This window comes from Mesorhizobium subarcticum (assembly GCF_055456085.1).
Genome location: NZ_CM144237.1, coordinates 270519 through 295868 on the forward strand (window position 1 = coordinate 270519; position 25350 = coordinate 295868).

A 25350-nucleotide genomic window follows, 5' to 3' on the forward strand; every position below is an offset into this window, starting at 1 on the left:
GGGAAGCCATATCCCTTGGTTTCGCTGCATCCGGCCATTCAGAATAACCCAGGATGAGAGCTCCACCATGACCCCGAACAGCGCAATTACCACACGTAGCGGATTTCACTTCGAGGTGCGCCTCGCACGGCCCGAAGACGAACCCACCTTGGCGGAGTTCTTCACCCATGTGACGCCGGACGATCTGCGATTTCGCTTTCTCGGCGGCATGAAACAAGTTTCACACGAGCGGTTGGTGGCGATGACGCGTTCCGACGACGCCCATATCCATAATTTTCTTGCGTTCTCTACCGACGGAATGCTGATCGCGGTTGCGACGCTGGCAAGCGATGCAGCCGATCGAAGCGGCGAGGTCGCAATCTGCATCCGCGCGGATCGCAAGCATCTGGGCGTCGGTTGGGAGCTGCTCGCCTATATTGCGAACTATGCCGAAGAACTCGGTCTGAAAGCCATCGAGTCGATCGAGAGCCGTGAGAACCGTGCCGCGATCGAGGTCGAGCGCGACATGGGTTTCACCGTCACCACCGATCCCGACGATGCGACGCTGGTCCTGGTTCGGCGGGAGCTGGGGGCGCGATCAGCCGCTTGATCGCGGGGGCTAGCGCCGCAGAAATAATCGCCAACGCTAAAGACATCGAGAAGCCGCTGGTGAATTTGGCGGGAGAGATACGTCTCGCCAAGGCCGCGTTCGGAGAATTCACCGAGCCACACATTTTAGAAATGAGCGTTCTCAACCAAGACCAATTCGATGAATTGCGCGCGACAATCACTATTTACGATGCCGAGTTGGGGAAAGAGCTGTCAGATAAGGGCGCAACGTCGGATTTGAGAATCGTTAGCGTGATGAGCGCTTGTGCTGATAAAATAGCAGTGGCCGGGGACGCCTTTGCCAATGCACTCCGGCAAGAGACGCCTTCGTCCAGGGAAGTGCACATTGCCCGCTCGAATCTTTCGCTTGAGATGGCTCGGTTCGACATCTTGGTTGCACACTTCACCCTACTGAATGAGAAGGCACGTAGCTAACCCACTATCGCCATTCCAAGGCTCGGCGCAGCCGGCGACATATCCTGTGATAGATTGGCGAGCTTTGAAGGTCTCGTGCTGCGTGCGTGAGCAGCAGGACGACAAACAGCACCACCACTGCAGACGCGAACCCGGTAACGAGAGCCATGCCCGCAAACGTCCACTGACGTCTGGACGTTCCTTTGAAAATGGCCGGCGCCAAGGTTGGGGTGGGCTTGGGACGACGCCGGCCAAGCGGAGATCAGGTCCGCCGCAAGCAGATGCTAATATACCGTAGGCGATCCCTGGCTATGGTGTGATCGCGGAAGTGAGTTTCTGGTAGCCCTTGTCGCGCGGGTACATGGTTAGGATTTTCTCGACCATCGACGACACCGACCGCATGTCGTCCTTTGGCGAGGCCAAAGGCAGAGGGCTTTTCATATCGGTTGGTCAAGTCTACGGTCGGGCGAAAACGCTGGTGGGGCGCCATGAAACCGATCGCGATTGCAATTCCGTTACTCTTGCTCGTGGTGCAGGCTCAAGCGCAAGAGCGCAGGGATATCGCCGGCCTGAGTTGCGCCGAAGTTCAGGCACTACTGAAGCAGGACGGCACCACCGTCATTCGCTACCGCTCCATATTCAACCTCAGCCTGACGCGCTACGACCTCTATGTCAGCGGGCAGAAGCAATGCGGTCCTGGCGAGGTGGCTACTGGCGCAGGCGTGCCGACGACCGACACAGATTATTGCCCGGTCCATAGATGCATTGCGAGCAATCTCTTCGTGGCAAGGTAGCCGGCCAGGTCGCCAGACAATGGAGCCTCCCTAGTCTAGGACAGAACCGGCCTAATGCACGTCTTTGCCGCCGATTACCGCACGCGTCGATGCACGGCCTTTCGAAGCCTGGAATGTTGACCTATGTGGGACGAGTGCCATCAAAGAGCGGAGAAACTTGACGAACAGGCCCATAACCGTTTCGTTCAGAACTCCCGAATTTGCCCGCAAAGTAGCACAATAGCTAACGCAAATGAGTAGAATCAAGCGAATTGGCGGCCAGAATATCAAAATTACCTAGCAAAATCAATTGGTTATCGAGAAATTTATGGTACCGTTGGCTGGGATCGAACCAGCGACCTCCGGATCCACAATCCGGCGCTCTAACCATCTGAGCTACAACGGCACGTTTGCCTGAGCGGATCGAGGTGGAAAGTCTCCGCGATCTGCTCCGTCGTTCGGCGATGCGTCCTTACGGGCTTATGGATTTTAATTCAAGGCTTTTGGAAAGCAAAGGTCACTTGCCCACATCGGCATGTCGTTACCCCGGGCAGAGCGCCAGGCAAAGAAAAAGGCCGGCGGGAGGAGGTGCCGGCCTTTTCCTGTTACGAGCCAGCGGGAGGAGGTGCTGGCTGGTCACCCCGGGGAGCAGAGGGAGGAGGTTCCACTCGCCGGGTATTCCTTGATGGCTACCATCATACGCTTGATCGTTTTTAAGAAAATGCGACCTTTTGTTGCATCTTCAGACCATGCGCAAATGTTAGGCAGCCTTGATGTCCTTCACGGCCTTCTCGAAGGCGGTCTTGATCGGCTTGGAGACGTCTTCGGCCGCCTTGGAGGCAACAGCCTGGAAGTCCTTGGCCTGCTCGACGGTCGATTCGATACGCTTGCGCAGGAACGAGGTCTGCAGTTCGACGACTTCCGACAGCGACTTGGCGCCAATCAGGGCTTCGAGATGCGAGAAGCCGGCTTCGGCATTGGTGCGCAGTGCAGCGATGGTCTTGAGCGACAGGTCGCTCGAAACAGTCTTCGCGGTCTCGTAGGTCGACTCCAAAGCCTTCTGGGTCTCTTCGGCGCCGGTCTTGAGCTTGGCATAGGCCTCTTTCGACTGCTCAACGCCCTTTTCGGCGAAAGCGCGCATCTGGTCGGTGGCCTTGGAAGCGTCGAAGCTCGGGAATTCAACGTTTTCGATCGTCTCGGCGGTCTTGGTCCTGGACATTTTCCATCCTTTTCAGCGGCAGCGGCTTTGACAGAAAGCCGTCTCGTTCAGTTATGATGGCAATATAAAGGCAAATTTTGTGCATTGCAATATCTTTGTTGCAGTGCACCATAAATTTCTTTTGGGCCGTTAACCAAGAGCCCAGATTCCAGCCTTTGCACGTTCTGGCTTGTGGACCTTCGCGCCGCCGGCTTTTATTAACAAAGCGTTAACTGCAAATTTCGCCGCTCCGTGAGGATTCGCCAAGCGCATGCCGTCCGAATATTCCTTCCTCGACGTCGCCGTGCTCGACGCGGTCCGCCAGCGCTTTGCCGCCGGCGATGCGATCGCGATCCTGTCGGTGGACCTGGAGCAGGTGATCTGGGCCAATGGGCCAGGCGCCGCCGTGTTCGGCTACCCCGACATCGAAGCCATCATCGGCGCCTCCGCACAGTTGCCGCTGATCGCCCGTCGCCAGATCATGGCGACCAGCGGTTTTCCCGAAATCGGCAGTGATCGCGGCATCACCGTCAGGTTGGCGACCGGCATGACCAGCCGCACCATCGGCTTCCAGGCAAGTGCCGTGACCCTCCCCGACGGCGAAAAGGCGATCATGCTGGCGGTGCCGGCGGCACAGACAGCCTCGCGCAGTGCCGCCGAAATCGCCAGCCGGGCGATCAGCGGCTTTACCGAAGACGGCCATTTCATCGCCTTCATCGATGCCGGGGGCAGTGTCGAGGCCGCTTCCGACGGTTTTTCAGCACTCGGCATCCAGCCCGCGACGCTGGCGGCCCTGGTGGCCGATGTGGCTGCCGAGAGCGAACGCATCGTCAAGCGCCTCGTTCCGGGCGGCAACACCTCTTACCCGGCTGGCCTAGCCCGGTTGACGCCGGAGCGGCATCTCCTGGTCGTGATCGACGAGGATCAGCTCGAGGACAACGCGTCTGTTGAAGAGGCTTCGGCAGGCCCCGAAGTGGTGGAAAGCCCGATCAACGAAACCGGCGGCACTGCCGCGGCGGCGGAAAGCGCCGGCGTTGAATCCGATCCTCACCAGGACAATCAGCCGACGGCGGATGTTTCGCAGAAAGAGGCGATCGAGCGGTCCACTGCCGAGATCAAGCAGGAGCCCGCCCCTTCCGAGCCCGTGGCTGAACATAAACCGGAACAGGCAACGCAAGAGATTGCCGGGCCGACCGGACCGACACCGGTAGCTGCCGACAACGATCAGCCGGCGGCTGGCACGCCGGCACAGCACGATCATTGGTATTTCAATGCCGGCGAGGACGATGCGAGACCCGCGCCAGCGACACCGAAGAACAACGCCGAGGCTTCGGCGAGCGCCGCGAAGCAGGACGAGGCTACCTCCCCGGCTACCGTGGCCGAAACGAGCGCGGCCGAGACTTCGGCCGACACCCCGAAGCACGAGGAGGCCACCTCCCCGGCTGCCCCGATCGCACCTCCCCCGGCCGCCAGGACGATCGACCGCTCAGCGGCGCCGATGCGGTTTGTCTGGCGCACCGACGCGGAGGGCAAGTTCAGCATGCTGTCGCCGGAATTCGCCGACATCGTCGGCAAGCCGGCCGCCGACGTGATCGGCCGGCGCTTCAGGGATGTCGCGGCCACCTTCGGCCTCGACGCGTCCGGCGAGATTGCCGGCCTGCTGGAGCGGCGCGACACCTGGTCCGGCCGCTCCGTGCTGTGGCCCGTTGTCGGCACCGATCTGAAGATCCCCGTCGACCTCGCCGCCTTGCCGGTTTATGGCCGCAGCCGCGCTTTCGAAGGTTTTCGCGGTTTCGGCGTGGCGCGGACCGGCGACGCGATCGTCGATCCGGAAGCGATCGGCATGGCCCTGGTGCCCAATGGCGAGGCCCCTGTAGGGTCTGTACCGGAAGCCGTCGAACCTCCCGTTGAAGAACCGAAGGCCGAGGAGCCGAACGCGGCGGACCCGTTCAAGGGTGAGGTGCCGGCGCTGACCATCGTGCCGAAACCGGAGCGGCGCTTTGCCGACAAGGTCATCCGGCTGGCCGAACACCGGCAGCCGGCCAACGACAAGGGGCTGTCGACACTGGAGCGCAGCGCCTTCCGCGAGATCGGCGAGCGGCTGAAGAAAGACAGTTCGCCGGCCGAGCCGCCGGAAGCCGAGAAGCCCGGCATCGAAAGCCCGACGCAACCGGAGACCAAGACACCGGGTGAACCGGCGGCGGAAACGGTAGCGGAGGCCCCAACCCCGAAGACGGAAGCTCCGATCGAGTCTGTCGCCGAGGTCGCGTCGACACCTGTTGCCGTCCCAGATCAAGAGCCGACAGAGGCCAGCGAAATCCCGGTGGCGGAGCCGGAGAACGGCGCGGTGTCGGCCGAGCCATCCGAGACCGATGTCGATGCCGAGGACGAGATGGATCTCGCGCGGCTCGATGGCGTCCATCCGGACGACACGGTTGACGAGGAGCATGCCGACGCGCCGGCCGGCGTGACTGGCTCGCTGCTCAGCTACGCCGACCACAATGACGAGCCCAGCCCTGTCGCGGACAATTACGAACCTACGGCCTCTGAACCGGTGGCCGCAGAGCCCGTCGCCGCGGAACCGGAAAGTGCCAACCCCGCCGCGATTGAGGAAGAACCGGCAACTGCGGACGCCGGACATGTGGCGGCAGACGACGACAGCATGACGTCGGCCGACTTTCGCGATGCCGAGGACAATGAGGATTGGGCCGGCGCGGAAGATGCCGCGGTTCGTGATGAGGTCGCGGAACATGCCGGGCCATCGGCCGTCTCCGACGGGCAAGCCGTTGCGCCGGCCGCTGAAATTGTCAGTGCCCGCGACGCCGCCGGGATGCAGCGCCCACGCCTGCAGGTACCACCGCTCAAGACCGAAGGCTTCGTGCCGTCGGCGTTTTCCGTCGGCAACGAAAGCAAGGCTCCCGATACGTCGCTGCTCAGCAAGCTGCCGGTGCCGCTGCTCATCCATTCGGGCGACCAGTTGCACTATGCCAACGAGGAATTCCTAGACCTGACTGGCTACGACACGCTCGAGGATCTCGAGGATGCCGGCGGTCTGGGCGCGCTGTTTGCCGATCCCTACGCCGATGACAGCGCCTCCGACGGCAGCGACCGGGCGTTGCGGCTGAAGACCCGCGACGGACAGGAATTCCCGATCGACGCCATCCTGCGCTCCGTTCCCTGGCGCGACGGCAAGGCGCTGATGCTCGTCGTGCGCCGTTCCGGCGAGGATGACGCGCCTGTGGCCCTGCACGCGGTTGGCGAGGAGCCGACACAACCCGACATTTCCGAGCTCAAGGCGCGCATCGCCGAGATGCGCACCATCATCGACACCGCCACCGATGGTGTCGTGCTGATCGGCAGTGACGGCACCATACGCTCGATCAGCCGCCCGGCCGAAGCGCTGTTCGGCTTCGATAGCGACGAGGTGACCGGCAAGCCGTTCGCCTCGCTGTTTGCCATCGAAAGCCAACGCGCGGCGCGCGACTATCTCACCGGCCTGTCCGAGCCCGGCGTGGCGAGCGTCATGAATGACGGCCGCGAGGTGATCGGGCGCGAAGCGCAAGGGCGCTTCATCCCGCTGTTCATGACCATCGGCCGGCTACCCAATGACAGCGGCTTCTGTGCCGTCGTGCGCGACATCACGCAGTGGAAGCGGGCCGAAGAAGATCTCACCCAGGCGCGGGCGGTGGCCGAGCGGGCTTCCTCGCAGAAGACCGATTTCCTCGCCCGCATCAGCCACGAGATCCGCACGCCGCTCAATGCCATCATCGGCTTTTCCGAACTGATGGTCGACGAGAAGTTCGGGCCGGTCGCCAATGACCGCTACCGCGACTATCTCAGAGACATCAACCGCTCGGGCAACCATGTGCTCGATCTGGTCAACGATCTGCTCGACATCTCGAAGATCGAGGCCGGCCAGCAGGAAATGGCCTATGAGGCGGTGTCGCTCAACGACACGCTGGCAGAGACCGTGGCGATGATGCAGCCGCAAGCCAACCGCGAACGCGTCATCATCCGCTCCAGCTTCGCCTCGCGGCTGCCGGAAGTGGTGGCTGATCTGCGTTCCGTGCGCCAGATCGCGCTCAATATCCTGTCCAACGCCATCCGCTACACCCAGGCCGGCGGCCAGGTGATCGTCTCGACCGCCTATGAGACTTCGGGCGATGTCGTGATGCGGGTGCGCGACACCGGCATCGGCATGAGCCAGGCCGAGATCGAGCAGGCGCTGAAGCCGTTCAAACAGATCAACGCGTTGAAGCGCGGACGCGGCGACGGAACCGGCCTCGGTCTGCCGCTGACCAAGGCGATGGTGGAAGCAAACCGCGCCCGCTTCACCATCAATTCGACGCCTGGCGAAGGCACCCTGGTGGAGGTTGCTTTCCCTTCGACCCGGGTGCTCGCGGAATAGCAGGTCAGTCCTATCAGGCAAAAGAAAAGGCGCCCAAAGGACGCCTTAAGAGATGGGATTGCTGTCACAACGGGGGCTTGAGCGAATTCAGATCCTCCGGGGGCTGAGGAACGGGATTTCTCCCTCAAGTTACATGCGACTATCGACGCCGGGACTTAACAAGTCCTTACCAGCCTCTCGAAAAATTTACGAATGTGTACCACTCATGAAATCTAGGTAAATTCTAACGACAGATTTCGTTAACCATGGCGGTTTGGTTCATTCGGTAAGCTGAGGCAGGTTCCTGAACAGCTCCAGCGCTTCCGGGTTGGCCAGCGCTTCCTTGTTCTTGATGGCGCGGCCATGGACGACGTCGCGCACCGCGAGTTCGGTGATCTTGCCCGACTTGGTGCGCGGGATGTCGGCGACGGCAACGATCCTGGCCGGCACATGGCGCGGGCTGGCGCCGGTGCGAATTTTGGCGCGGATGCGCTTTTCCAGATCCTCGTCCAGTTGGACGCCGGCCGCCAGCCGCACGAACAGCACGACGCGCACGTCATTGTCGAAATCCTGGCCGATGCACAGCGCTTCGAGTATCTCCGGCATCTGTTCGACCTGGTTGTAGATCTCCGCCGTGCCGATACGCACACCACCCGGATTGAGCGTGGCGTCGGAGCGGCCATGGATGATCATGCCGCCATGATCCGTCCATTCGGCGAAGTCGCCATGGCACCAGACATTGTCGAAACGCTCGAAATAGGCCGCCTGGTATTTCTTGCCGTCCGGATCGTTCCAGAAGCCGATCGGCATCGCCGGAAAGGCTTTTGTGCAGACCAGTTCGCCCTTCTCCTGGCGGATCGGTCTGCCATCGTCGTCCCAGACATCGACGGCGAGGCCAAGGCCGGGACCCTGGATCTCGCCGGTCCAGACCGGCTGGGTTGGGACGCCAAGCACGAAGCAGGAGACGATGTCCGTGCCGCCGGAGACCGAGGCAAGATGCACGTCCTTCTTGATCCCGTCATAGACGAAGCGGAAATCTTCCGGCGACAGCGGCGACCCGGTCGAGGAGATGCTGCGCACCGTGGACAGATCATGCGTGCGGATTGGCTTGAGGCCGGCCTTGCGCACGGAATCGATGAATTTGGCCGAGGTGCCGAAGAAGGTCATCTTCTCGGCATCGGCGAAATCGAACAGCACATTGCCGTCGGGGTAGAAGGGCGAGCCGTCATAGAGCAGCAGTGTCGCGCCGGATGCGAGGCCCGACACCAGCCAGTTCCACATCATCCAGCCGCAAGTGGTGAAGTAGAAGAAGCGGTCGCCCTCGCTGAGGCCGGCATGCAGCCGGTGTTCCTTGACATGCTGGGTCAGCGTGCCGCCGGCCGAGTGCACGATGCATTTGGGAATGCCGGTGGTGCCTGATGAAAACAGGATGTAGAGCGGATGCGAAAATGGCAGCCGCTCGAAGCTGACCGGCTTGGCCGCAAACGGCGACAGCGCCTCTTCCAGCGCCACGGCCTTGTCGATAATGTCAGCGACATCGCGCGACGAGCCGAGATAATCAACGATCAGCACCTTGCGCACGGTATCAAGCTTGGCCGCAACAGCAGTGATCTTGTCGGCGACCTCGATCGCCTTGCCATTGTACCAGTAACCGTCCGGCGCGATGAAGATGACAGGTTCGATCTGGCCGAACCGGTCGAGCACGCCCTGCTCCCCGAAATCGGGCGAACAGGATGACCAGACCGCGCCGATCGAGGCGGTCGCCAGCATGGCGGCAACGGTCTCCGGCATGTTGGGCATCATCGCCGCTATGCGGTCGCCCTTCTTCACCTTGAGCGACAGGAACAGCTGCTGAAAGCGCGAGGTCAGCTGCCGTAGTTCGTTCCACGACAGCCGCCGCTCGATCTTGTCCTCGCCGCGAAAGACAATCGCGTCACCAGAACCGGTCTTCCTCAGGAGGTTCTCGGCGAAGTTCAGCGTCGCATCGGGGAAGAATGATGCGCCCGGCATCTTGTCGCCATCGGCCAGCAGGCGCTCGCCTCCCTTGTCGCCGACAACGCCGCAAAAATCCCAGACCAGGCTCCAGAATGCCTCGCGGTCCTCGACCGACCAGCGGTGAAGGTCGGCATAGGAGGCGAATGTGGCGCCGGCTTTCGTTTCCGCTTCCTTCAGGAAAGCGGTCAGCGGCGAAGCGTCAATCTGGTCTTGCGTCGGGGTCCAGAGCGGTACTTCGGCAGCCATGATCGATCCTCCCAAGTCGTCATCGCTTATGCATATTGCAGCGCAGCAGAGCAAGATTTTGTTGGGCCGAAGCGGCCAGGTGTGCGCAAATGCCATCGCCGGGCCATAAAGACTTGAAATGCCTCAGTCGTAAGTCGTAGTGACGACTGGGGTCACGTCGGGCAATTTTTTCGGAACGGAAGCGTACAAGACGATATGCCGTCATCCTTGATCCGCCGCGGAGTATGGGCGATCGGCGCTGCCGTGATCGTCATCGCTCTGGTGGTCGCCGCGTTGCCGCTGATCGCCTCGACGCGTATCGTGCGCGACCGCATCGCCTGGGAAATGAGTGCCTGGAGCGGCTTCCGGGTCGCCATTGACGGCTCGCCACGCATCGAGGTCTGGCCGAAATTCCGCGCAATCCTGACCGATGTGACGCTGTCGAAGTGGACGGACGCCGATGCGCCGCCGGTCGTCGAGGCCGAACGGGTCGAGATCGACCTCTCGGCCATGGCGGCATTGCAGGGCGATGTGGCATTTTCCACGGCGCGGCTGGTGCGGCCGACGATCCGGGTCCAGCGCACGGTGGATGGCCTGTTCCTGCCCACGGCACCGACCGGCGGCCGCATCGCACGCTCCATCGACACGGCGCGGGGCGTCGTCAGTGCAGACCCCGCCAAGCCCGATCTCGACAAGTTGCCGGCCGATGCCTTCGGCACGGTGGAGTTCAGGGACGGCCGCATGGTGGCTTCCGTCGACGGCAAGGACATCGAGATCCTGAGCAGCCTTAACGGCCAGGCGAATTGGGCGGCGATGAACAGCAATGCGACGCTGTCGGCAACCGGCATCTGGCGCGGCGAAAGCGTGGCGCTCGACGCTGCCTCACCGAAGCCGCTGGTGTTGTTTGCCGGCGGCATGGCGCCGCTCACTCTATCTTTCAAGGCAGCACCCGCCACCTTCTCCTTGGACGGCATGGCCAGCATGGCCGAGAACGGCTATTTCGACGGCCAGGTCAAGTTCGCGGCACCCTCGCTGCGCCGCGTGCTGGAGTGGTCTCAGGCCGGCATCGCGCCGAGCGCGGCGATCGGCTCGGTCAGCATTTCGAGCAAGGTCACGGCGTCGGCCGGACGCATCAAATTCGAAAACACCGCGCTTGCGCTGGACAACAATCCCGGCATGGGCGCGCTCGACCTGTCGCTTGGCGAAGCACAGCCGGTGATCTCGGGCACGCTCGCCTTCGACACGCTCGACCTCAGATCGTTCCTGTCCGCCTTCACGCCGCTGGCGCCTGCGAGCGGTACAGGACCAGAAATCGAAGCGAGTTTCGCCGACCGGATCAACCTCGATCTCAGGCTGTCGGCGGCGCATGCCACGGCAGGCCCCATCCAGCTTGCCGATGTCGCCGCGACCGCCCAGGTCAAGGATGGTCTTTCCGTCTTCGATATCTCCGACGCCTCGGCCTTTGGCGGCAACATCCAGACCAGCCTTCGTTTCGACCGCAAGCCCGAGGGCACCCAGGTCGAGATCCGGCTGCTTGCGTCCGATGTCGATGGCGGCGCGTTCGGTACGGCGGCCGGCATGACCCGGCTGGTGCCGGTCGGCACGGGCACCGTTTCGGTCATCCTCAAGGGACCGGGCAGAACCTGGGATTCGATCTTTGAAAATGCCGACGGCTCGGTCTCAGCGACCTTCGGCCCCGGCGCGCTCAGCAAGTTCAACCTGCCGGCCTTCCTCAAGCATTCCGAACAGGGCGGCTTCTTCGCGCTGGACGACGTCTCGGACGGGACGCTGCCGATCGACGGCGCCGAACTGAAGGCAACCATTTCGAGAGGCGTGGCGAGACTGGACAAGGCCGAGGCCAATTCGGCGAAAACCAAGATCTGGCTTTCCGGCATCGCCTCCTATGCGGGGCGCGGGCTGGCACTGTCCGGCGGTGTCATCCAGCCGGACCAGGCGGCGGCGCTGAAGACCGGCCAGCAAGGCCCCAACCAGTCGTCCTTCTTCGTTGGCGGAACATGGAGCACGCCGTTCATTTCCCCGATAAGCCGCGGCGTTTCGGGCGAATAGCTCCGGCGCTTTCGTTCAGTTGAGCATGATCTGTCCGAAAACCGGCTTCCACCCTCGGGTCAGGCCCGAGGGCGTGCTTTTCGGGATCATGCTCACCCGCGCTGTGCTGCCTGTTCGTCGAGCTGGCGCTGCACTTCACGCCGCTTGTTGGCGATTGAAGCGATGATGACGCCGACCGCGACAACGGCGATCAGGATGGTGCAGGCGGCATTGATCTCCGGCGTCACGCCGAGACGGACCTGGCTATAGATCTTCATCGGCAGCGTCGTGGCGCCTGGCCCGGAGGTGAAGCTGGCAATGACCAGATCATCGAGCGACAGCGTAAAGGCCAGCATCCAGCCGGACACGATCGCCGGCAGGATAACCGGCAGCGTGATCTGGAAGAAGGTCTTCGCTGGTGTTGCGCCGAGATCCATCGCCGCCTCCTCCAGCGACCGGTCGAAGGAAACCAGGCGTGACTGGACGACGACCGCCACGAAGCACATTGTCAGCGTGATGTGGGCGAGTGTCACCGTCAAGAAGCCGCGGTCGAGACCAACGGCAACGAAGAGCAGCAGCAGCGACAGGCCCGTGATGACTTCCGGCATGACGAGCGGCGCGAAGACCATGCCGGAAAACAGCACCCTGCCCCTGAACCGCGTGTAGCGTGTCAGGGTGAGAGCCGCCAGCGTGCCGAGCACGGTCGCAACCGTCGCCGAAATGACGCCGACGCGCGCCGTGACCCAGGTGGCGTCCATCAGGCCCTGATTGTGGAACAGCGACACGTACCATTTGGTCGAGAAGCCGCCCCAGACGGTGACGAGCTTGGATTCGTTGAAGGAGAAGACGATGAGCAGCACGATCGGCAGGTACAGGAAGGCAAAGCCAAGCACGATCGAGGTGACGTTGAAGCGGCTCCAGGTGGCGTTCATTTGCCCTGCTCCTGCGCCTTGGCCTGCGCTTGCTGGAAGAGCATGATGGGCACGGTCAGCAGCAGAAGAAGGATGACGGCGACGGCCGAAGACACCGGCCAGTCACGGTTGGCGAAGAACTCGTTCCACAGCGTCTTGCCGATCATCAGCGTGGATGAGCCACCGAGCAGATCGGGAATGACGAACTCGCCGACGGCCGGGATGAACACCAGCAGGCAGCCGGCAATGACGCCGGGCAGCGACAGCGGGAAGGTGATCTTCCAGAAGGCCGATGTCGGCGGGCAGCCGAGATCCTTGGCCGCCTCGATCAGCGAATAGTCCATCTTTTCCAGCGATGAATAGAGCGGCAGCACCATGAACGGCAGATAGGAATAGACGATGCCGATGAAGATCGCCGTGTAGGTGTTGAGGATGACCAGCGGCTGGTTGATGATGTGCAGCGACAAGAGCAGCTGGTTGAGCAGGCCCTCGGGCTTGAGAATGCCTATCCAGGCATAGACGCGGATCAGGAACGAGGTCCAGAACGGCAGGATGACCAGCATCAGCAATGTCGGACGGATGGTGGCCGGCGCGCGTGACATGCCATAGGCGATCGGGTAGCCGACGATCAGCGTCAGGACTGTCGAGATCGCGGCAATGATCACGCTCGTCACATAGGCCTTGAAATAAAGCGCGTCCTGCGTCAGCCAGACATAATTGTCGAAGTTGAGGTTACGGAACCCGGCGAAGAAGCCGGACACGCCGTCCCTGAAATCGAGCACTGGCGTGTAGGGCGGCATGGCGATCGCGGTCTGCGACAGCGAAATCTTGAAGACGATGACGAAGGGAATGAGGAAGAAGAACAGCAGCCAGACATAGGGGACGATGATGACGAGCCGGTTGACGAAGCCGGCACCCAGCCGCGTCAAAAACGGCTTGGCGGCAGTCGACGGCATGGCGGTATCGGTGACAGCAATGTTGGACATGGCAGCCCCCTACCGTGCCAGCACGACGCCGGCGTCTGGCCGGAAGGACACCCAGGCGCGGTCGTTCCAGGTCAGCGGATCCTCGGTCACGCGCGCCGCGTTCAAGGCGCTTGCCCTGATGATCTGCCCGTCGTCGAGCCTGATGTGATAGACGGTCATGTCGCCGAGATAGGCGACATCATAGACCTCGCCTTCCAGCGCGTTGACGGCATCGGCTGGCTTCTTCGACGAGACCTTGATCTTTTCCGGCCTGATGGCGAAGACGATGTCGGAACCGGCCACGGTCGCGGCGCTGTTTTCGACAACGATCTGGGCACCTGTCGCGCCGGTGATGCGGGTCGTGTTGGCCGCGCGCTCGGCGACCTTGCCTTCGAACATGTTCACATTGCCGACGAAATGGGCGACGAAGCGCGAGGCCGGGGCTTCATAGACTTCCGCCGGCGTCGCAACCTGCATCACCTCGCCCTTGTCGATGATGGCGATGCGGTCGGCCATGGTCATCGCCTCTTCCTGGTCGTGGGTGACGACGACGAAAGTGAGGCCGAGATTTTGCTGGAGGTCCATCAGCTCGAACTGCGTTTCCTCACGCAGCTTCTTGTCGAGCGCGCCGAGCGGCTCGTCGAGCAGCAGCACCTTCGGCCGCTTGGCGACCGAGCGGGCTAGCGCGACGCGTTGGCGCTGGCCCCCCGATAGCTGGTGTGGCTTGCGCTTGGCGAACTGCTCAAGCTTGACCAGCTTCAGCATCTCGGCAACGCGCTTTTCGATATCCGGTCCCGGCATGCCTTCCTGCTTGAGGCCGAAGGCAATGTTTTTTTCCACTGTCATATGCGGGAACAGCGCATAGGACTGGAACATCATGTTGACCGGCCGGCGGTAGGGCGGAATGCCGCGCAGATCCTGGCCATCGAGCAGGATGCGGCCGGCTGTCGGTTCCTCAAAGCCGGCAAGCATCCTGAGCAGCGTCGACTTCCCGCAACCGGAGGCGCCGAGCAGCGCGAAGAATTCGCGCTCGAATATGGTCAGCGACAAATTGTTGACGGCGGTGAAGTCACCGAACTTTTTGGTGACGTTGTCGAACTGGATGTATGGCTTGGCGTTCGGGTCGTTCCATGGCGCGAAATCCCTGCGGATGCTGCCAAGCGATTTCATATCCCCACTCCGTCCTGATTCTTGCTTCTTGCCCCAGATGGAATTCGGTCCCGGCAGATGACTGCCGGGACCGTGTCGGATTGCTTATTGGCCGGTGACGATCTTGGTCCAGGTGCGGGTGACGACACGCTGGGTCTTGGGATCGTAAGGAGAGACCGTGTAGAGCTTCTGCAAGGTCGCGTCGTCGGGATAGACGGCCGGATCGCTGAGCAGCGCCTTGTCGACGAACTGCTGGGAGGCCTTGTTGCCGTTGGCATAGAGCACGGCGTTCGATGATTTGGCGATCACTTCCGGCGTCATCATGTAGTTGAGGAATTCATGCGCCTCGGCGACATGTGGCGCATCGGCAGGGATCGCCATCTGGTCAAACCACATCTGGGCGCCTTCCTTCGGCACGGAATAACCGATCTCCACCCCCTGCTTGGCCTCGACCGCGCGGTTGCGCGCCTGGAACACGTCACCGGACCAGCCGACCGCCAGGCAGATGTCGCCATTGGCCAGGGCGTTGATGTACTCGGACGAGTGGAACTTCCGGATAAAGGGGCGGACCTTCATCAGGGCTTCCTCGGCTTTGGCAATGTCGTCGGGCGAAGTGCTGTTCGGGTCGAGGCCGACATATTTCAGCGCCGCCGGGATGATGTCGGCCGGCGAATCCAGCACGTAGACACCGCAGTCCTTCAGCTTGGCGAGACTTTCGGGATTGAAGAACACATCCCAGCTGTCGATCTTGTCGGTGCCGAGCGCAGCCTGCACCTTCTTGATGTTGTAACCGATGCCGACCGTGCCCCACATGTAATTAATCGAATACTCATTGCCCGGATCGTATTTGGCGGTCCGCTGCGAAACCGTGTCCCACATGTTGGCGAGGTTCGGCAGTTTCGATTTGTCCAGCTTCTGGAACACGCCGGCCTGGATCTGACGGGCCAGGAAATTACCGCTGGGCACGACAACGTCATAGCCGCTGCCGCCGGCAAGCAGCTTGGTTTCCAGGATCTCGTTGGAATCGAACGTGTCGTAGACGACCTTGATGCCGGTCTTCTTGGTGAAGTCGTCGATGATCGTCGGGTCGATATAATCGGACCAGTTGAAGACATTGACGACGCGGTCCTCGGCATGCCCGGCAGGCGTGAACAATGTCAGAAATACCGAGGTTGCCGAAAGCCAGAGCGCTTTGCGGATCATGCTATTCTCCTTTGGTGAGTGTTCCATCGCCGGCTCGTCGCGACATGCGCGCGACCGGGCATTTCTTTCAGACTATTGAGCTTTCCAGGGGACAACAAGCGCCAATTGGCGCGCCGCCTGCGGCCGCGCAATTGTCCCTGGCTGGAAGGAGTCACGCCGCCATCAGAAGCTTTCGCCGCCGCGCGGACAGAAATACAGAAATATGGTCCGGTCTCGATCGGGTCGCCGGGGACACTTGGCAAGATACGCCTGTCTTGTTGTTGCCGTAGTCCCAGCCTGCCCGGGCTGCAGCAACGTTGTCAATGGCAAAGCTTCAGTGGCCTGCATCAATTCGGTGACGGCACCCCAGTGACCCCAGCGCGCTGCGGTCGTGCCTGGCGCTTGAACTCGAGCCCGATATGGACAAGCAGCGCCGTGACCACCACCGCGCCGCCGACGATGGTGCGCCCAGACGGCACTTCGGAATGGATGAGCCAGACCCATATCGGCCCAAGGATCGGCTCGAATGTACCAAGCAGTGCCGCGATGGCGGCCGGGATCAGGCGCGCCCCGGTGGCGAAGAAAGCGAGGCCGATGCCGAGATTGACGACGCCGAAGGCAAAGAGAAAGCCCATGTCACTGGCCGAGACGGCGAAGGTTGATGCCTGCGAGGCGGCAAAGCCCGCGGCCAGGATCGTGCCGAGGCAGGTCGCCGGCGTCATCCGCACGCTGGCGAACCGCCTCGTGATGACGGTGGCGATCGAGAACATGAAGGCGATCAGCAGCGCCAGCCCATCGCCTATGGGCGAGACGGCGCCATCGAGCGATTCTGACACCATGATGGCAACGCCGGCGATGACGGCGGCAATCGCCACCCAGGTCACGGCACCAACCCGTTCGCGAAACAAGGCCCAGGAAAACAGCGCCGCCAGAAGCGGCACGCCGGCCTGCATCAAAAGGATGTTGGCGACGGTGGTGTAGGCGAGCGCCACGACGAAGGCGGTCGATGCGATGGCGAAGCAGAACCCGACGGCAAGGCCGGGCAGGCCCATGTCGCGGAATGACTTCAACATGCCGCGCCAGCCGTCACGCCAGACCATGAAGGAGAGCAGGAAGGCGGCGGCCCAGATGGAACGCCAGAAAATAACCATCCAGCTGTCGCCGACGGTGATGAAGCGGGCGATGGTGCCGCCGAAACTCCACATCAGTGCCGACAGGAAGACCAAAAGCATGCCGACACGTTCCTCGCGCGGCGAGGCTGTCGAGGCGACATGGCCGGGCGATGCGACAAGGACCGGTGATGATGTTGCGTCTGTCATGGGCGCGACTGTCGAGCTTTTGTGGACGGGACGATGCGCAAGGGACGACAAAAAACTGCTCTGTTCGCGTAGCGCAAAGACTTAACCCGCGACTGATCCAGACACCGGCGATGATTGTGGCACCTTTGCTGCCGCATTACTGGAAGTCGAAGGCGCTCAGGCCCGTCACCATCTCGTCGAGGCCGAGCGGACGCGTCACCGGCGGTTCGGCGCGCGACAGGCAGCCGACGCGCTCGCAAAGCCGGCAAGCGGGCCCGACCGGCGTCGCCGCGACAATGCCTGGTCCCGACTTTCCCGCAGCCGCCACGCCGGGCAGCGCCGCGCCATAGACGATGTCGTCGCGAAAGCCGATGTCGCAGCCGAGCAGCAGCGCGGTGCGGCGCGGACGCTCCGAGAATGCACCCTGCGGGCCCTCCAGCGTGCGGGCGACGCACAAGAACTCGGCGCCGTCGGGCATTTCCACCGCCTCGACGAAGATCTGGCCGGGCTGAGAGAAGGCGGCATGCACGGGCAGCTTGGGGCAGCCGCCGCCGAAGCGGCTGTGCGGAAAGCCCTGGCTGCCAGCCCTGCGGAAGCGGTTCCCGGCATTGTCGACCTCCAGCATGAAGAACGGCACGCCTGGCGCGCCTTGCCGCTGCAGCATGGTCAGCCGGTTCGCCGCCTGCTCGAAGGAGACGCCGAAGCGCGAGCGCAGGACGTCAATGTCGTAGCGGGCGCGAATAGCAGCCGCATGAAAGGCCTGGTAAGGCATCATCAGCGCATGCGCTGCGTAGCGGCCGAGCTCGAAGCGAGCCAGGCGGCGCGCTTCGTCCGTCGTGAGCTTGAGCGCCTGGATCTCGCCGGCGACAGCAACCGTCATGCGGATCAGACAGGCCTCCATCGCCACTTCGCGCAGCTGGTCGAACGGCGACAGCCGCTCGGACAGGAACAGGCGCTGCGAATGGCGATCGTAGCGGCGGCGCCAGTTCGGCATGGTGGCGACCGGCAGCACCTTGACGACGATGCCGTACTCGCGCCTCAGCCAGGCCTTTAGTGCGCCGAACAGATCGTCGCCCGGATCAAGCACCGCGGTGAACGCCTCGGCCTCTTCCTCGAGTGCTGTAAAATGGTTCGGCCGCCGCTCGAAGGTCTCGTGCACCTCGTCGATCGGCAGGCGGGCACCGGACAGCGCCGTGGCGCGACCCTCGCGCGCCAGAAGCTCGTTGAGATCGGACAGCCGTTCGGCCTGCTCGCGATAGGCACGGAACAGTTTTATCACCGCGGCCGATGCATTGGGCGCCGCCTCGGCAAGCTCGATCACTTCCTGGTCCCCCGGCAATTCGCCGACCAGCAGCGGATCGGTGAAGACTTCCTTCAGGGCCGCCACCGACCCCCTTGCCTCGCCCTGCAGCTCATGCGGGTCGACCTTGTAGACGGATGCCAGCTTGAGGATCAGCTGCACGGTCAGCGGCCGCTGGTTGCGCTCGATCAGGTTGAGATAGGATGGCGAGATGCCGAGCCCCTCGGCCATCGCCGTCTGGGTCAGGCCCTTGGCGTTGCGGATGCGGCGGATGCGCGGCCCGGCGAAGATTTTCTGGTCAGCCATCGACTATCCTTGACAGGAATTTACACGCATTCGCGGCAATTCCATTCCTCGCACATTTACAATCGTGACAAATTTACAGCAGTCCTCTGTCAAACGCAACACAGGTTTTCTCTTATCTCACACTGAATTTCCTGATTTTTCTGGCGTATTTTGCACCGCAATGTAAAACAAGTCACATACCGGCGCCTCAGAAGATTGGCGTGCGGACATGGTACAGCGATCCTTCGGAGTGACACATGACTGATTTTTACAATCTCGTTCCCTCGGCGCCGGAAGGTCGCTTCGACGGCATCGAACGTCCCTATTCGCCAGAGGATGTGAAGCGGTTGCGCGGTTCGGTGCAAATTCGCCAGAGCCTCGCCGAAATGGGTGCCAACCGGCTTTGGAAGCTTATTCACGAGGAAGATTTCGTCAACGCGCTCGGCGCCATGTCCGGCAACCAGGCGATGCAGCAGGTGCGCGCCGGGCTGAAGGCGATCTACCTGTCGGGCTGGCAGGTTGCGGCCGACGCCAACACCGCTTCGGCGATGTATCCCGACCAGTCGCTTTACCCGGCCAATGCGGCGCCCGAACTGGTCAAGCGCATCAACCGGACGCTGCAGCGCGCCGACCAGATCGAGACCTCCGAGGGCAATGGACTTTCGGTCGAGACCTGGTTCGCGCCGATCGTGGCTGACGCGGAAGCTGGTTTCGGCGGGCCGCTCAACGCCTTCGAGATCATGAAGGCTTTCATCGAGGCGGGTGCCGCCGGCGTCCATTACGAGGACCAGCTGGCGTCGGAAAAGAAATGCGGCCATCTCGGCGGCAAGGTGCTGATCCCGACCGCGGCGCATATTCGCAACCTCAACGCGGCGCGCCTAGCGGCCGACGTGATGGCTACGCCGACGCTCGTCGTGGCGCGCACCGACGCTGAAGCCGCGAAGCTGCTGACATCGGACATCGACGAGCGCGACCAGCCCTTCGTCGACTACGATGCCGGCCGCACGGTGGAAGGCTTCTACCAGGTCAGGAACGGCATCGAGCCGTGCATCGCGCGGGCCGTCGCCTACGCGCCCTACGCCGATCTGATCTGGTGCGAAACCTCGAAGCCCGACCTGGCGCAGGCCAAGAAATTTGCCGAAGGCGTGCGCAGGCACCATCCGGGCAAGCTGCTCGCCTATAATTGCTCGCCCTCGTTCAACTGGAAGAAGAACCTCGACGACGCGACGATCGCCAAATTCCAGAGGGAACTCGGCGCCATGGGCTATAAGTTCCAGTTCATCACGCTCGCCGGCTTCCACCAGCTCAACTACGGCATGTTCGAACTGGCGCGCGGCTACAAGGCCCGGCAGATGGCGGCCTATTCCGAGTTGCAGGAAGCCGAGTTCGCGGCGGAAGCCAATGGCTACACGGCGACCAAGCACCAGCGCGAGGTCGGCACCGGCTATTTCGACGCCGTCTCGATGGCGATCACCGGCGGCAAGTCGTCTACCACCGCCATGCATGAATCGACCGAGCACGCGCAGTTCAAGCCGGCCGCGGAATAGCGGACCAGGAACAACCGAGGAAACGCCCAACAGGGCTTCAGACACAGGAGAAGACCAATGGCATCGATAAGCCGCGTCAAGGAACGTGCGGAAGAACAATCGACCACGATGAGCGTCGACCAGCAGGCGACGATCCGCATGCTGGCCAACGACCTGCACAGACTGAACCAGTCGGTGATGAAAGCGGTCGAGGCGGGCGTCTCGGTGGAACTCGTGCGCTCGGCCAGGCACCATGGCGGCGACGGCAATTGGGGCGATCTGCTGATCCCGGTGATCGTCACCCAGCAGAGCCATGGCTGACCGGGAATCGTTGCAACCGACCCTTCACCTGCGCTGCGTATGCGCAGGTGAATTTTATTTTTACGCAATCAAGCCATGGACAGGGCAGTACAGTACTGTTGCTTGACTCCACTGTCGGAGGAAGTGTTTCCAAGGGCCTTTTATTTCAACTTGACATGAGGGGCGATCTCACGCCAATTGTCGGCCAGATTCAACTCTGCATTGAAATAGGGGCGAGCTTTTTGGCCGACTTGGGTGCCCAGTGAGTAGCGAGGGCGAGACCGCAAAACATCCGAATCTGGTGACCCAGGATTCAAGCGCCGATACGATCCGCAGTCCCTCGCAAGTGCTTGTTGTGGGGAAATCGCCGATCAATCGTGTGGTGGTGTCGAAAATCGTCGAACGATCCGGGCTCAGGCCGATCTCGGAATCGCCTGACATGGCGGCGAAGACCTTGCGGACACTGGTGCCAGGCGTGATTGTGCTGGACGGCGGCGCAGACAACAAGGACTGCGACAATCTGATGTCCGGCATCGAAACGCTGCGGCGGGCTTCGGGCAAATCGCTTCCTTCCGTCATCCTGCTTTCAACCAAGACTGGCACACCGGAGAGCCTCGGCCTGTCGAGCGTCATTGACGTAGTGGTCGCCAAGCCGATCACGCCCGAGCGGCTGCAACCGGTGATCGATCGCCTGATCAGCCGCTAACGGTTTTTCCATTTGCAATTAATCGGACTAGAGCGTTTCACCGTTTCACTGAAAAGGTGAACCACTCTATCTCTTTGTTTTTACGCAATTCCGGACGGAAAACCGCTCACACTTTTCCTGGAATTGCGCCAGAAAACTGAAAGTTGCGATCAAGCTGGGTTCTGGATGCTTTCGACCAGTTCGGGCAATTGCCCGAGATCGGATATCTGGCGGAACCGCGGCTCGGCGACCGGCGTCTCGACATGCTCGAGCACCCAAGTCAGTTCGTGCGGCACATGGACACCCCAGCCGCCGGCCTCGATGGCCGGCACCACATCCGACTTCAGCGAATTGCCGACCATCATGCTCCTTGCCGGACCATCACCGTGGCGGCTGAAGAGGCGCGCATAGGTCGCGGCATTCTTGTCGCTGACGATCTCGACCGCGTCGAACAGGTCGCCGAGGCCGGAGCCGGCCAGCTTGCGCTCCTGGTCGAAGAGGTCACCCTTGGTGATGAGCACGAGGCGGTATGCGCCGGCGAGCTTCTCCACCGCCTCACGCGCATGCGGCAAGACCTCGATCGGATGGCTCAGCATCTCGCGGCCGGCATCAAGAATCTCTGCGATGACCGAAGCTGGCACCCGACCGTCGGTGACCTCGATGGCCGTCTCGATCATCGACAGGGTAAAGCCCTTGATGCCAAAGCCATAGATGGCAAGGTTGCGCCGTTCGGCCTCCAGCAATCGTGCCGAGATCTGTTTCTCCTCGCCATGATCGGCGAGCATGGCGGCGAAGCGCTTCTCGGTCATGCGGAAGAATTGTTCGTTCTGCCAAAGCGTGTCATCGGCGTCGAAGCCTATCGTGGTCACGTCGCTGCTGGTTCGCATTGCCGACTTTCTTGAGTCTAGGGAAGGCCGAACTAAGCCGACCCGGGCGCGATTTTCAACCGCGACGGCAAATGCCGACGGCGGCTCCCCTTCCCTTCCACAGGGGGGCACGGCTATACTCCGAAATCCGCAACCCAATCTGGTGAATGATGCCGCCTGCAAAAAAGGAAGTCCGTCCGTCGAGCCGCGGAGGACGGGAGCGCACGCCTGCCTTCGTGAAAAACCTGCGTGGTGTGAAGAACTGGAAGGAAGTCAGCGAATGGCTGGAATGGCGCGGCATCGAGGACATCGAATGCATCACGCCTGATCAGGCCGGTGTCGCGCGCGGCAAGATGATGCCGTCGAAGAAATTCACCTCCAACACCTCGCTTGCGTTGCCTTCGGCCGTCTTCATGACGACGATTTCCGGCGGTTACCCCGAAGACGGCAACGGCTTCCACTATCCGGAAGACGACGGCGATCTCAAGCTGATGCCGGACCTGTCGACGCTGACAGTAGTGCCTTGGGAAGAAGACCCGACGGCCGCCGTTATCTGCGACCTCGTCCACCAGGATGGCCGCTCGGTCGAATTCACGCCGCGCAATGTGTTGAAGCGCGTGCTTGCCGCCTACGACAAGCTCGGGCTGAAGCCGGTGGTGGCACCCGAGATCGAATTCTATCTGGTACGCAAGAATCCGGACCCGGACTATCCGCTGACCCCGCCTGTCGGCCGCTCGGGGCGCGCAATCGGCGGCGGCGCCGGCTATTCGATCGCCGGCGTCAACGAGTTCGACGAACTGATCGACGACATCTACCACTTCTCCGAAAGCCAGGGCCTGGAGATCGACACGCTCATCCATGAAGAGGGCGCCGGCCAGCTCGAGATCAATCTGCGCCACGGCGATCCCGTCGAACTCGCCGACCAGGTGTTCATGTTCAAGCGCACCATTCGCGAAGCCGCGCTCAAGCACGAGATCTATGCCACCTTCATGGCTAAGCCGATCCAGGGCCAGCCGGGCTCGGCCATGCATATCCATCAGTCGATCATCGACAAGAAGACCGGCAGGAACATCTTCTCGGCCGAGGACGGCTCGGAGACCGAGGACTTTTTCCATTTTATCGGCGGCATGCAGAAGCATGTGCCGAACGCGCTGGTGATGTTCGCGCCTTATGTCAATTCCTACCGCCGGCTGACCCGGTCGGCCTCGGCTCCGGTCAACAACAAATGGGGCTATGACAACCGCACGACAGCGTTCCGCGTGCCGCGTTCCGATCCTGCGGCGCGACGCGTCGAGAACCGCATCCCCTCCTCCGACGCCAATCCCTATCTGGCACTGGCGGCCTCGCTTGCCTGCGGACTGATCGGGATCACCAACAAGCTCAAGGCCGAACCTCCGGTGCTGACGACCGCCAATGCGCACGAGATCGACCTGCCACGCAGCCTGCTCGAAGCCGTCGACCTGTTCGAGGGCGATGAGGAACTCTGCGCGCTGCTGGGCAAGTCCTTCGCCGCGACTTATGCGGCGATCAAGCGGGCGGAATTCGAGACGTTCATGGAAGTGATCAGCCCATGGGAGCGGGAATATCTTCTGCTCAACGTGTGAGCGGCGACTTCGTCGCGTCAATGGTGAACAGTGAATGGTGAGTAGCTTCATATTGGATGGATGAACGCAGAGGACTCGTCTTCTCGCAGCCATTCGCTATTCACCATTCATTGGATTCACTGGCGTTCCCATGCCCTATAAATCTCCAATTTCTCCCGGCCGATCCTGGTATGAGGATACAGCCGGCCCCCGCCCTGAGTACCCTCCGCTAGACGGAGATCGCCAATGCGACGTGGTTATCATCGGCGGCGGTTTTACCGGTCTGTCGGCGGCAACGCATCTCGCCAAGGCAGGGACCAATGTCGTTTTGATCGAGGCGCATCGCTTTGGCGACGGAGCTTCGGGCCGCAATGGCGGGCAGCTTGGCACCGGACAGCGCGCCTGGGCCGAGGACATGGAGGCCGAATACGGTCTGTCCCGCGCCAGGGCGCTGTTCGATCTTGCCGAGGAGGCGAAGGCCCATCTCATCGAATTCGCCGCCATCAACCAGATCGACATCGACTATATGCCGGGCCAGCTCTCGGTGGCGCACAAGCCGCGCTATGTCGACGATTACAAGGCGCATGCAGAGATCATGGCCAGCCGCTTCTCCTACCCGCATATCTCCTTCATGGATGCGAAGGAGACGGCGGAGCGGTTGGGCTCGACCGCCTATTTCGGCGGTGCACGCGACACCGGCACCGGCCATATCCATCCCATGAAACTGGTGATCGGCACGGCGCGAGTGGCGGCACAGGCCGGCGCACAGCTGTTTGAAAAGACGCCGTCTACCGGCATCGTCTCCGCTGGCGGCAAGGTCAGGGTTTCCACGCTGAGAGGCACGATATCGGCACAAAAGTGCCTGATCGCGGTCAACGCCTATGGCGGCACACTCGAGCCGGTGAGTGCGGCGCACATCATGCCCATCGGGTCATTCATTGGTGCGACCATGCCATTGGGTGTGGATTCGAAAGTGCTGCCGGGCGGCGAGGCCGTCGATGATTCCCGCTTCGTGGTGCGCTATTTCCGCAAATCGAGGGATGGCCGGCTGCTGTTCGGCGGACGCGAGGTCTATGGCGTCAACGACCCGAAGGACATCCACATCCACATCCGCCGGCAGATCGTGGAGCTCTACCCGGCATTGAAGGATGTCGAGATCACCCATGGCTGGGGCGGCTATGTCGGCATCACCGTGCCGAGGAAACCGTTCGTGCGCGAAGTGATGCCCAATGTGATCTCGGCCGGCGGCTATTCCGGCCATGGCGTCATGCTGTCGAACTTCTTCGGCAAGCTCTATGCCGAGACCGTTGCCGGCAACCGCGATCGGCTGAAGCTGATCGAGGACCTGAAAATTCCGCCATTTCCCGGTGGGGGCCGTTTCCGCGCACCCTTGCTTTTCCTGGCGCTCAACTGGTTCGCATTGCGGGACAGAATTTAGGCGGGACCGGATCGCCACGGTCCCACGCCATCACGATCTCATGTAATATTGTAATATTCATTGTAACATTTGTTGCCCTAGCGGCACATTGCGGAAATGCCGGCAAAGGCGCAGAATCCCCAGTAAAGGCGTACTGATGCCACAATCGCGGGCGAAAGGTTCCCGCTTCTGGGCGATTATTCGGGGATTGCTGCGGGCTTGTCCGCGTTGATTTTGGGACCGATGCCGATCAGACG

Annotated in this window: 19 protein-coding genes and 1 tRNA gene; 10 read left to right on the plus strand and 10 right to left on the minus strand. The window is 61.9% G+C overall.

The window, feature by feature from the left end:
• Positions 1-67: 67 nt before the first annotated feature.
• From ACZYHG_RS01325 to ACZYHG_RS01335, 3 genes are all read left to right on the plus strand, one after another.
• Complete coding sequence (locus tag ACZYHG_RS01325) at positions 68-589, plus strand: N-acetyltransferase family protein (protein ID WP_464612208.1); 522 nt, start codon at positions 68-70, stop codon at positions 587-589.
• Entirely contained in the window at positions 586-1023 is a 438-nt protein-coding gene (locus ACZYHG_RS01330; RefSeq protein WP_464612209.1) for a hypothetical protein, read from the plus strand. The genes ACZYHG_RS01325 and ACZYHG_RS01330 overlap by 4 nt, the downstream gene beginning before the upstream one ends.
• Positions 1024-1490: 467 nt before the next feature.
• On the plus strand, positions 1491-1796 hold the full coding sequence (locus ACZYHG_RS01335; RefSeq protein WP_464612210.1) for a hypothetical protein: 306 nt from the start codon (positions 1491-1493) through the stop codon (positions 1794-1796).
• A gap of 308 nt (positions 1797-2104) precedes the next feature.
• On the opposite strand, the gene ACZYHG_RS01340 is transcribed toward ACZYHG_RS01335, so the two are convergent.
• Both ACZYHG_RS01340 and ACZYHG_RS01345 read right to left on the minus strand, forming a co-directional pair.
• A tRNA-His gene (locus tag ACZYHG_RS01340) sits at positions 2105-2181 on the minus strand.
• Positions 2182-2535: 354 nt separating this feature from the next.
• A complete protein-coding gene (locus ACZYHG_RS01345; RefSeq protein ID WP_464612211.1) occupies positions 2536-2994 on the minus strand; it encodes a phasin in 459 nt (152 codons plus the stop codon).
• 250 nt (positions 2995-3244) lie between these two features.
• On the opposite strand from ACZYHG_RS01345, the gene ACZYHG_RS01350 reads away from it, so the two are divergent.
• Positions 3245-7381 carry a PAS domain S-box protein gene (locus ACZYHG_RS01350; RefSeq protein WP_464612212.1) on the plus strand — a complete coding sequence of 1379 codons (4137 nt, stop codon included), beginning with the start codon at positions 3245-3247 and terminating at the stop codon, positions 7379-7381.
• A 258-nt stretch (positions 7382-7639) separates the two neighbouring features.
• Here ACZYHG_RS01350 and ACZYHG_RS01355 read toward each other — a convergent pair whose 3' ends face one another.
• Complete coding sequence (locus ACZYHG_RS01355; protein WP_464612213.1) at positions 7640-9601, minus strand: acetoacetate--CoA ligase; 1962 nt, start codon at positions 9599-9601, stop codon at positions 7640-7642.
• A 195-nt stretch (positions 9602-9796) separates the two neighbouring features.
• Between ACZYHG_RS01355 and ACZYHG_RS01360 the strand changes: the two genes are divergently transcribed.
• A complete protein-coding gene (locus ACZYHG_RS01360; protein ID WP_464612214.1) occupies positions 9797-11647 on the plus strand; it encodes an AsmA family protein in 1851 nt (616 codons plus the stop codon).
• A 92-nt stretch (positions 11648-11739) separates the two neighbouring features.
• Here ACZYHG_RS01360 and ACZYHG_RS01365 read toward each other — a convergent pair whose 3' ends face one another.
• The 6 genes from ACZYHG_RS01365 to ACZYHG_RS01390 form a co-directional block, all read right to left on the minus strand.
• Entirely contained in the window at positions 11740-12558 is an 819-nt protein-coding gene (locus ACZYHG_RS01365) for an ABC transporter permease (RefSeq protein ID WP_464612215.1), read from the minus strand.
• Complete coding sequence (locus ACZYHG_RS01370; RefSeq protein WP_464612216.1) at positions 12555-13523, minus strand: ABC transporter permease subunit; 969 nt, start codon at positions 13521-13523, stop codon at positions 12555-12557. Before ACZYHG_RS01370 ends, ACZYHG_RS01365 begins: the two co-directional genes overlap by 4 nt.
• Before the next feature lie 9 nt (positions 13524-13532).
• Positions 13533-14672 (minus strand): ABC transporter ATP-binding protein, encoded by a 1140-nt coding sequence (locus ACZYHG_RS01375; protein ID WP_464612217.1) that lies wholly within the window; start codon positions 14670-14672, stop codon positions 13533-13535.
• Between the two features lie 84 nt (positions 14673-14756).
• Entirely contained in the window at positions 14757-15854 is a 1098-nt protein-coding gene (locus ACZYHG_RS01380; RefSeq protein ID WP_464612218.1) for a polyamine ABC transporter substrate-binding protein, read from the minus strand.
• Positions 15855-16180: 326 nt separating this feature from the next.
• A complete protein-coding gene (locus ACZYHG_RS01385; RefSeq protein WP_464612219.1) occupies positions 16181-17152 on the minus strand; it encodes a DMT family transporter in 972 nt (323 codons plus the stop codon).
• A 136-nt stretch (positions 17153-17288) separates the two neighbouring features.
• A complete protein-coding gene (locus ACZYHG_RS01390; RefSeq protein WP_464612220.1) occupies positions 17289-18737 on the minus strand; it encodes a helix-turn-helix domain-containing protein in 1449 nt (482 codons plus the stop codon).
• Positions 18738-18973: 236 nt separating this feature from the next.
• Here ACZYHG_RS01390 and aceA point away from each other — a divergent pair, with 236 nt between their 5' ends.
• The 3 genes from aceA to ACZYHG_RS01405 all read left to right on the plus strand — a co-directional run bounded on the left by aceA (position 18974) and on the right by ACZYHG_RS01405 (position 21248).
• Positions 18974-20263, plus strand: a complete 1290-nt coding sequence (aceA, locus tag ACZYHG_RS01395; RefSeq protein WP_027033534.1) for an isocitrate lyase — start codon at positions 18974-18976, stop codon at positions 20261-20263.
• 57 nt (positions 20264-20320) lie between these two features.
• Positions 20321-20563, plus strand: coding sequence for an SMc00767 family acetate metabolism repressor (locus ACZYHG_RS01400; protein ID WP_006202762.1), 243 nt, complete (start codon positions 20321-20323; stop codon positions 20561-20563).
• Between the two features lie 280 nt (positions 20564-20843).
• Positions 20844-21248 (plus strand): response regulator, encoded by a 405-nt coding sequence (locus tag ACZYHG_RS01405; protein WP_464612221.1) that lies wholly within the window; start codon positions 20844-20846, stop codon positions 21246-21248.
• A gap of 149 nt (positions 21249-21397) precedes the next feature.
• Here ACZYHG_RS01405 and ACZYHG_RS01410 read toward each other — a convergent pair whose 3' ends face one another.
• Positions 21398-22114 carry an HAD family hydrolase gene (locus ACZYHG_RS01410; protein WP_464612222.1) on the minus strand — a complete coding sequence of 239 codons (717 nt, stop codon included), beginning with the start codon at positions 22112-22114 and terminating at the stop codon, positions 21398-21400.
• Positions 22115-22260: 146 nt separating this feature from the next.
• On the opposite strand from ACZYHG_RS01410, the gene ACZYHG_RS01415 reads away from it, so the two are divergent.
• Positions 22261-23697: a glutamine synthetase family protein gene (locus ACZYHG_RS01415; protein WP_464612223.1), complete on the plus strand. Its 1437-nt coding sequence runs from the start codon at positions 22261-22263 to the stop codon at positions 23695-23697.
• Between the two features lie 130 nt (positions 23698-23827).
• Positions 23828-25114 carry an NAD(P)/FAD-dependent oxidoreductase gene (locus ACZYHG_RS01420; protein WP_464612224.1) on the plus strand — a complete coding sequence of 429 codons (1287 nt, stop codon included), beginning with the start codon at positions 23828-23830 and terminating at the stop codon, positions 25112-25114.
• Positions 25115-25350 lie beyond the last annotated feature (236 nt).

Coding starts and splice junctions, on each gene's coding strand:
- ACZYHG_RS01325 (WP_464612208.1), top strand. CDS start 68: ATGACCCCGAACAGCGCAATTACCACACGTAGCGGATTTCACTTCGAG.
- ACZYHG_RS01335 (WP_464612210.1), top strand. CDS start 1,491: ATGAAACCGATCGCGATTGCAATTCCGTTACTCTTGCTCGTGGTGCAG.
- ACZYHG_RS01345 (WP_464612211.1), bottom strand. CDS start 2,994: ATGTCCAGGACCAAGACCGCCGAGACGATCGAAAACGTTGAATTCCCG.
- ACZYHG_RS01350 (WP_464612212.1), top strand. CDS start 3,245: ATGCCGTCCGAATATTCCTTCCTCGACGTCGCCGTGCTCGACGCGGTC.
- ACZYHG_RS01355 (WP_464612213.1), bottom strand. CDS start 9,601: ATGGCTGCCGAAGTACCGCTCTGGACCCCGACGCAAGACCAGATTGAC.
- ACZYHG_RS01360 (WP_464612214.1), top strand. CDS start 9,797: ATGCCGTCATCCTTGATCCGCCGCGGAGTATGGGCGATCGGCGCTGCC.
- ACZYHG_RS01365 (WP_464612215.1), bottom strand. CDS start 12,558: ATGAACGCCACCTGGAGCCGCTTCAACGTCACCTCGATCGTGCTTGGC.
- ACZYHG_RS01370 (WP_464612216.1), bottom strand. CDS start 13,523: ATGTCCAACATTGCTGTCACCGATACCGCCATGCCGTCGACTGCCGCC.
- ACZYHG_RS01375 (WP_464612217.1), bottom strand. CDS start 14,672: ATGAAATCGCTTGGCAGCATCCGCAGGGATTTCGCGCCATGGAACGAC.
- ACZYHG_RS01380 (WP_464612218.1), bottom strand. CDS start 15,854: ATGATCCGCAAAGCGCTCTGGCTTTCGGCAACCTCGGTATTTCTGACA.
- ACZYHG_RS01385 (WP_464612219.1), bottom strand. CDS start 17,152: ATGACAGACGCAACATCATCACCGGTCCTTGTCGCATCGCCCGGCCAT.
- ACZYHG_RS01390 (WP_464612220.1), bottom strand. CDS start 18,737: ATGGCTGACCAGAAAATCTTCGCCGGGCCGCGCATCCGCCGCATCCGC.
- aceA (WP_027033534.1), top strand. CDS start 18,974: ATGACTGATTTTTACAATCTCGTTCCCTCGGCGCCGGAAGGTCGCTTC.
- ACZYHG_RS01400 (WP_006202762.1), top strand. CDS start 20,321: ATGGCATCGATAAGCCGCGTCAAGGAACGTGCGGAAGAACAATCGACC.
- ACZYHG_RS01410 (WP_464612222.1), bottom strand. CDS start 22,114: ATGCGAACCAGCAGCGACGTGACCACGATAGGCTTCGACGCCGATGAC.
- ACZYHG_RS01415 (WP_464612223.1), top strand. CDS start 22,261: ATGATGCCGCCTGCAAAAAAGGAAGTCCGTCCGTCGAGCCGCGGAGGA.
- ACZYHG_RS01420 (WP_464612224.1), top strand. CDS start 23,828: ATGCCCTATAAATCTCCAATTTCTCCCGGCCGATCCTGGTATGAGGAT.